Source organism: Pseudomonas sp. A-1, assembly GCF_004801855.1.
Classification (GTDB): Bacteria; Pseudomonadota; Gammaproteobacteria; order Pseudomonadales; family Pseudomonadaceae; genus Geopseudomonas.
Map to the genome: position 1 here is coordinate 1 of NZ_SSTC01000141.1, position 6874 is coordinate 6874.

The following is a 6874-nucleotide window of genomic DNA, read 5'->3' on the forward strand; positions in this document are numbered from 1 at the left end:
CACCATTCCGCCGTACTACGACTCGATGTGCCTGAAGCTGATCGTCTGGGCACTGACCTGGGAAGAGGCGCTGGACCGCGGCCTGCGCGCGCTGGACGACATGCGCGTGCAGGGGGTGAAGACCACCGCGCCCTACTACCAGGAAATCCTCCGCAATCCGGAGTTCCGCAGCGGCGTGTTCAACACCAGCTTCGTCGAAGCCCACCCGGAACTGATCAACTACTCGGTCAAGCGCAAGCCCGAAGAGCTGGCCCTGGCCATCGCCGCCGCCATCGCCGCCCACGCCGGCCTGTGAGGAATTGAGCATGAACAAGAAGATCCACGTCACCGACACCATCCTGCGCGACGCCCACCAGTCGCTGATCGCCACCCGCATGCGCCTCGAGGACATGCTGCCGATCTGCGCCAAGCTCGACCAGGTCGGCTACTGGTCGCTGGAAGTCTGGGGCGGCGCCACCTTCGATTCCTGCGTGCGCTTCCTCAAGGAAGACCCGTGGGAGCGCCTGCGCCAGCTCAAGGCCGCGCTACCCAACACCCGCCTGCAGATGCTGCTGCGCGGCCAGAACCTGCTCGGCTACCGCCACTACAGCGACGACGTGGTCAAGGCCTTCGTCGCCAAGGCCGCGGTCAACGGCATCGACGTGTTCCGCATCTTCGATGCGATGAACGACGTGCGCAACCTGCGCACCGCCATCGAGGCGGTCAAGGCCGCCGGCAAGCACGCCCAGGGCACCATCGCCTACACCACCAGCCCGGTGCACACCACCGCGTCGTTCGTCGAGCTGGCCAAGCGCATGCAGGAGAAGGGCGTCGACTCGATCGCCATCAAGGACATGGCCGGCCTGCTCACCCCCTACGCCACCGCCGAGCTGGTGCAGGCGCTGAAGGCCGAGATCGACCTGCCGATCTTCGTCCACGCCCACGACACCGCGGGCTTGGGCGCCATGTGCCAGCTCAAGGCCATCGAGGCCGGCGCCGAGCACATCGACACCGCCATCTCCAGCTTCGCCTGGGGCACCAGCCACCCGGGCACCGAGTCGATGGTCGCCGCCCTGCGCGGCACCCCGTTCGACACCGGCCTGGACCTGGAGCTGCTGCAGGAGATCGGCCTGTACTTCTACAACGTGCGCAAGAAGTACCACCAGTTCGAGAGCGAGTTCACCGGCGTCGACACCCGCGTGCAGGTCAACCAGGTGCCGGGCGGCATGATGTCCAACCTGGCCAACCAGCTGAAGGAGCAGGGCGCCCTGCACCGCATCAACGAGGTGTTCGAGGAGATCCCGCGCGTGCGCGCCGACCTCGGCTTCCCGCCGCTGGTCACCCCGACCTCGCAGATCGTCGGCACCCAGGCGGTGTTCAACGTGCTGGCCGGCGAGCGCTACAAGACCATCACCAACGAGGTGAAGCTGTACCTGCAGGGCCGCTACGGCAAGGCCCCGGGCGAGGTCAACGAGCAGCTGCGCTTCCAGGCCATCGGCCACGAGGACGTCATCGACGTGCGCCCGGCCGACCTGCTCAAGCCGGAAATGGCCCGCCTGCGCGAGGAGATCGGCGCCCTGGCCAAGTCCGAGGAAGACGTGCTGACCTTCGCCATGTTCCCGGACATCGGCCGCAAGTTCCTCGAGGAGCGCGCCGCCGGCACCCTCAAGCCGGAAGCCCTGCTGCCGCAGCCGGACGCCGCCGGCCGCCCGGCCGCCCAGGAAGGCGTGCCCACCGAGTTCGTGGTCGACGTGCACGGCGAGAGCTACCGCGTCGACATCACCGGCGTCAGCGTGAAGACCGACGGCAAGCGCCACTTCTACCTGGCCATCGACGGCATGCCGGAAGAGGTGGTGTTCGAGCCGCTCAACGCCTTCGTCGGCGGCGCCGCCGGCGGCAAGCGCAAGCAGAGCGCCGCCCCGGGCGACGTCAGCACCACCATGCCGGGCAACATCGTCGACGTGCTGGTGAAGGAAGGTGACGTGGTCAGGGCCGGCCAGCCGGTGCTGATCACCGAAGCGATGAAGATGGAGACCGAGGTGCAGGCGCCGATCGCCGGTACCGTGAAGGCCATCCATGTGGTCAAGGGCGACAGGGTCAATCCCGGTGAAGTACTCATCGAGATTGGAGAATAAGTCCCTTGAGGGGAGCCGAATGGCTCCCCTTTTTTTGTTCTTGAACTTTTGCTGCCGCATTGGGAGTGACTGTTTGATGTGCCGGCCTCTATATGCCCAGCCAGCGACCGGAAGCAGAAAAAACCCAAATACTTTTCATGAAACTGCGACAAAAACCATTAATGGCGATTAGTTTTACAGGTAAATTTCCTTCGCGCGACCCTACTCACTCAATGCATTTAACTAAACGCATACTGACGCCCCCTGCCGAGGGTCATTATCTAGCTATTTAAGAGTATCCGTCATCTGCACATAGCTTAAAGCATAGCAGGCAAAACGTGGATCAAGAGGCTTGCCATCGGCGTCTTCCCAGCGCTTAACATAGACTTGTAGGCTTTCTTCGTCGAAGTCCAGACGAAGTCGGCCAAGCACTCCCCCACTGATAACGCAAGAGTCTTCGTAGGGGGCCAGGGGTTCTATTCTCATGTTCGGTAGGTGCTCCTCCAACCACGCCAGCAATTCAGCGCGACCAGGCGGGTCGTCCGGCCTTGGGTGTCGGCCACTCTCAATGTGCCGAAACGGATCCAGGGGGAATATTTCACCACTGGCACTGGCGAACTCAATAAAGTACAGATCTCTCGGCTCCTCTCGCATGATCTGTTCCGGGGTGCGAGCTAGAATTGGCATCTGGTGGTCCTCCACAGGCTCTGAGTGTAATCTGGGTATGTAATGCTTTGATCAGGTCAATAAACATCGGTGCTCAGCATGGGCGCGGCGTCAAGGATTTTCCTTTTCGTCAATTTTCGCGATCATTTCCTCCAGCTCCTTGAGGTGGTCGTCTACATCGATTTCGTGAAAATCATTTTCTTCGATCGCTGCGAGTATTCTGGACTTTGTCTCTTCTCGATCGGTTTTTGAACCAAACCACGAAAGGCAGTAAAGAACTCCCTCAATCACTTTTCCCAAGTCAGGGCGACCAAGGTCGATCAATTTTGGCTGGCAATTGGGCTCCATCTTGATCCCAGAATTTATACGTACTGGGTAGCTTGCCAGCTCTCTGGGCGCGCAAAACTCCAGGGCCCAATCCTGCCGTGCACCGGCAGGAAAAACCGCATAGTCGGTCTGCAGCGGTTCCTGCAACTCATAGCCAATGCCAGAAAAAGACATTTTCGGCCAGATTGAGAGAAGATCATCCCCTCTGAATGAAAAGCCCCAGTCCAACTCCAAATATTCGATATTTTCAACGCCGTATTCATGACCCTCATTGAACTGCCCTTCAAGTGCATCTTCCAGGATCTCTTCGGCACGAAGTCGCGCGAAAACTTGAATTAGAATAGGGTTTTTCTTCAGAATCAGAAGCAGATCTATCAGAAGCACATCCCGGTCAAGTTCAACGCCCTCAAGAAGGTATTCGATCGCCTTATTGGACACATCAAAAGAGTCGCCACTTTTTGCTTGGTATATTATTTTGCCGCCGCGCAAAACTCTCAGGCTCATTTTATTGAGTTCCTTTCACCGAAAGAAATCCAGCCAAGTAATAACAACAAGAACAGATCATCATGAGCGCACAAAAATATCATTCAAACTAACAAGCTCAATCCTTATGTCGTGCTTTTCTTCCACACCCCTTGCATAATCAACCAAGAAGCGCGCTCTTCTCTCGTCGCTTTGCCGGTTGTGCGCCGTATCTTTATCATGATCCGTATCGGCTATACCATTCGTGACAACAAACCTTATATGCTGTCTTGACGCCCACGAAAACGCCATTTCGAGATTACTCAATAGGCGTTCGTCGGTCATTCCATGGTTTGTCTCCCCCTGTATAAACCAGAGCCATCTATTGTTGGATAGCTGAACCGGAATATTGGGCAGCCCATTGAAAGGGGATCGAATCATTTCCACCTGTGGGTGGCGGGCCGAAAAAGCTTTCCAGTATTGGCTCATTAGATTAAATCCAATATGGCCAAAGACAACAGCAAGGCTATCTCGTGATTTTTCAATGGACTCAAATATATCGCCTTGCGACAATTTAGGCATTTCCCCACCTGTGGCACCAAGTGATAAGACCAACCGGCATCCGCGTGCGCTGACGGATGCACATGGACTAGGCGGTCTGAATTGGCTCAAGACGGTAGCTGGCGGAGCCTAGCAGTTCAAAAAAGAGCTCCCCAGTCGTCGCGTTGGGAACGGAATATGCCGTGCGCCAGAGCGTCGAGTGCTGCTGCACATGAGTGCAAAGCTGTTCGATCAACGGGCTCTGTTGTCGCAGAGTCTCCAGCTCATCCTGCCGCAGCCCCGGACTGAACAGCAGTGCCAGTCTTTGCCTGTCGGCCAGAGGCTTCTCAGTGAGCTCCCGGCTGTGAAGACTGAGCCAGCGGGTAATCATGCGGATATCCGTATGGTTTCGTGCATCGCTCACTTCGAGTTGAGCGACGCGGATCTCATCCGCGCCGACAATCACCCGGCATGCGACGTAGCGATCTCCGTCGGCAAGCGGGGCGCTGGCATTCTCAAGCGCCAGTTCGGGTGTCGGGCTGGCATAGACGGCATGGCGGCGCGATGGCATCGAGGCTGGTCGCAGCCACTCCCATATATTGTCCACGACGTAGGGAACATTGCTGGGAATGCGGAGCGTGCTCTGGCGTTGATAACCGTCATTCGCCTCGGCCAGTCGGCTTTCAGGCACGGCTCGAAAAAGCTCGGTAATCGTAGTTCCACGTTTAGTCACGCCTGCTTCTCCTTTTCGCTGGCCTGCCTATGGGCATCGTAGGCCCGGTATCTTCTAGCCTGGCTGCTATTCATGGCAATAGCCCTGTCGCGCCAGTGGTGGTATTCGTCGCTGCCGGGTTGGGTCACCAAATAGAACTCCATCAGTGCTTCCGCCGGCTCTGCACCGAGTGCGTACTCGGCGGCTTGTTTGAGAAGGTTCACGCCATCCTCTACGCTGCCAGACAAACCAGTGCCTTCCAGTTGGCGGAGAGCGACCTTCATCGACGCCCAGACGTGCCCGCCCTGAGCGCCTCGCAAGTACCATTCCCAAGACCTCTTCGGATCAGGCTCGACGAAAACGCCGACCTCTCCTTGCTCCGCCACCCAGTTACCTTCGTAGAGTTCGCCCAGGGAATACGCCGCCAGCAAGATCCCGCGTCCATAGGCTTGTTCCAGGTGGGGCAGTGCTTCTGGCTGATTGCGATGTGGGCTCCCCATATAACCATATATCAGCCCCAGGTTGTAATGGGCCTCCGGGCACTGGAATTGTGTCGCGATCTGTAGCACTCTGACGGCTTGTTCGTGGTCTTTCGCAAGGAAAAAGCCGTTCATCCACAGCCAGCCAAGCTCGTTCCAGGCGTTATCCACACCGGCCAGAGCCTCCTTGCGCAGTAGTCGGTAATACTCTTGAAATTCTCCGATTGTCTCGAATTCGCACACCCGTTCACTGAAGAGCGAGGTCGACAGTCCCACCCCCATCCAGTAACGCTGGATTTCGCTCATGGGAGTGATCCGCAGCTGTTCAAGCGTGGGCAATCGCATCGACGGCAGGTAGCCGATTCCTTCCTTGCGCGGCATGAACCTTTCCCTCTTCAGGCGAGGTTGATATTCTTCCACAAGGGTGCGACAAACCATGTCGCATGTGGCGACAGGGAGAGTTCTATGCCAAAGCCGAGTAAAGGTAAGCCGCCGGGTAGCATCGCAGCTCGCATGCTGGGTATTCTGAGCCTGTTGCCTAGAAAACGGAACGATGCCATCAGTACACCTCTGCTATTTGCTAAGGTCGAGGAAGCCGGCTTCGCCATCGAGAAGCGTACGCTGGAGCGACATCTGCAAAAGCTGCGTGGGCTGCCGGAGTTCGGATATCTCAAGTGCGTAGAGGATGGGAAGGCCAAGAGGTGGTGGCTGGACAAGTCGGTGCCGGAGCTTATGTTGCCCCATGAGACGGCGCTGTCCCTGATGATGTTGATCGATCATGCCCGCCCCCTCTGCGCGACTATCCTCCTTGAGGATCTGGAGCCGCTTTATCAGCATGCCAGGCGTATCGTCGAGCAGGGCTACAAGGACAGTGTTGGTGACTGGGCGAGGAAGTTCGTCAGCAACTCGCGGTTTCAGCAGCTGCTCCCTGCCGAGATCCGTCCCGAAGTTCTCTCCCATCTGAAAGATGCAGTCGTGACCAATAGAAAGGTTGGCGTACTCTATCGTTCGCGCAGTTCCCACAGGGATCAGGAGGCGGTGATCAACCCGCTGGGGATGTCGTTCCAGGATGGCAACCTTTATCTGGCGTGCACCTTCGATGGCGATAGCGAACGCAAGGTCCGCGCCTTGCCTCTGCAGCGCTTCAAGCGTGTCGATCCCCCCAAAGGGGCTGCGCATGCTGAAGTCCCTGCAGGCTTCGAGATGAGCAAGGCGGTGAGAGGAAAGTCGTTCATCACCTCTGAGGACGCGCCGCCTATCGAGTTGCGCTTGCGTCTGGACAAGCCGATGTTCGAACGGCTTTCTGAAAACGCCTTGACCGCGGAGCAGGTGCTGGAGCCCGGGGCTGATGGTGGAGGTACTCTGGAGTGCCGGATTGTCGAAAGCCAAGGGCTGAAGCTATGGATACTGTCTCAGGGCGACAGCATAGAAGTCCTGGCTCCGCAGGCACTGCGTGACGAAGTCGGCGAGAAAGCACGACGCATGGCTGCGCTTTACCAGGGGTGAGTCGCGGATAAAGGGGCGGCGGCAAAAACTGAGTGCAACACCTGACCTTTCCGGTACGGTGTTGCCATGTCTTACCACGAACTCAGCAT

Annotated in this window: 6 protein-coding genes and 1 pseudogene; 3 read left to right on the plus strand and 4 right to left on the minus strand. The window is 58.0% G+C overall.

Features of this window, described 5'->3' with window-relative positions; translation table 11 throughout:
- Positions 1–295: pseudogene (locus tag E5198_RS19850) on the plus strand (acetyl-CoA carboxylase biotin carboxylase subunit); the annotation flags it as partial.
- A gap of 10 nt (positions 296–305) precedes the next feature.
- On the plus strand, positions 306–2114 hold the full coding sequence (gene oadA, locus E5198_RS19855) for a sodium-extruding oxaloacetate decarboxylase subunit alpha (RefSeq protein WP_136491190.1): 1809 nt from the start codon (positions 306–308) through the stop codon (positions 2112–2114).
- A 756-nt stretch (positions 2115–2870) separates the two neighbouring features.
- Here the strand turns inward: oadA and E5198_RS19860 are convergent.
- From E5198_RS19860 to E5198_RS19875, 4 genes are all read right to left on the minus strand, one after another.
- Positions 2871–3590 (minus strand): hypothetical protein, encoded by a 720-nt coding sequence (locus E5198_RS19860; protein WP_136491189.1) that lies wholly within the window; start codon positions 3588–3590, stop codon positions 2871–2873.
- A gap of 60 nt (positions 3591–3650) precedes the next feature.
- Positions 3651–4130, minus strand: coding sequence for a hypothetical protein (locus tag E5198_RS19865; RefSeq protein ID WP_136491188.1), 480 nt, complete (start codon positions 4128–4130; stop codon positions 3651–3653).
- 67 nt (positions 4131–4197) lie between these two features.
- Entirely contained in the window at positions 4198–4821 is a 624-nt protein-coding gene (locus E5198_RS19870; RefSeq protein WP_178084093.1) for a hypothetical protein, read from the minus strand.
- A complete protein-coding gene (locus E5198_RS19875) occupies positions 4818–5660 on the minus strand; it encodes a tetratricopeptide repeat protein (protein WP_136491187.1) in 843 nt (280 codons plus the stop codon). The genes E5198_RS19870 and E5198_RS19875 overlap by 4 nt, the downstream gene beginning before the upstream one ends.
- An 84-nt stretch (positions 5661–5744) precedes the next feature.
- On the opposite strand from E5198_RS19875, the gene E5198_RS19880 reads away from it, so the two are divergent.
- A complete protein-coding gene (locus tag E5198_RS19880) occupies positions 5745–6785 on the plus strand; it encodes a YafY family protein (protein ID WP_136491186.1) in 1041 nt (346 codons plus the stop codon).
- The last annotated feature ends 89 nt before the right edge of the window (positions 6786–6874 follow it).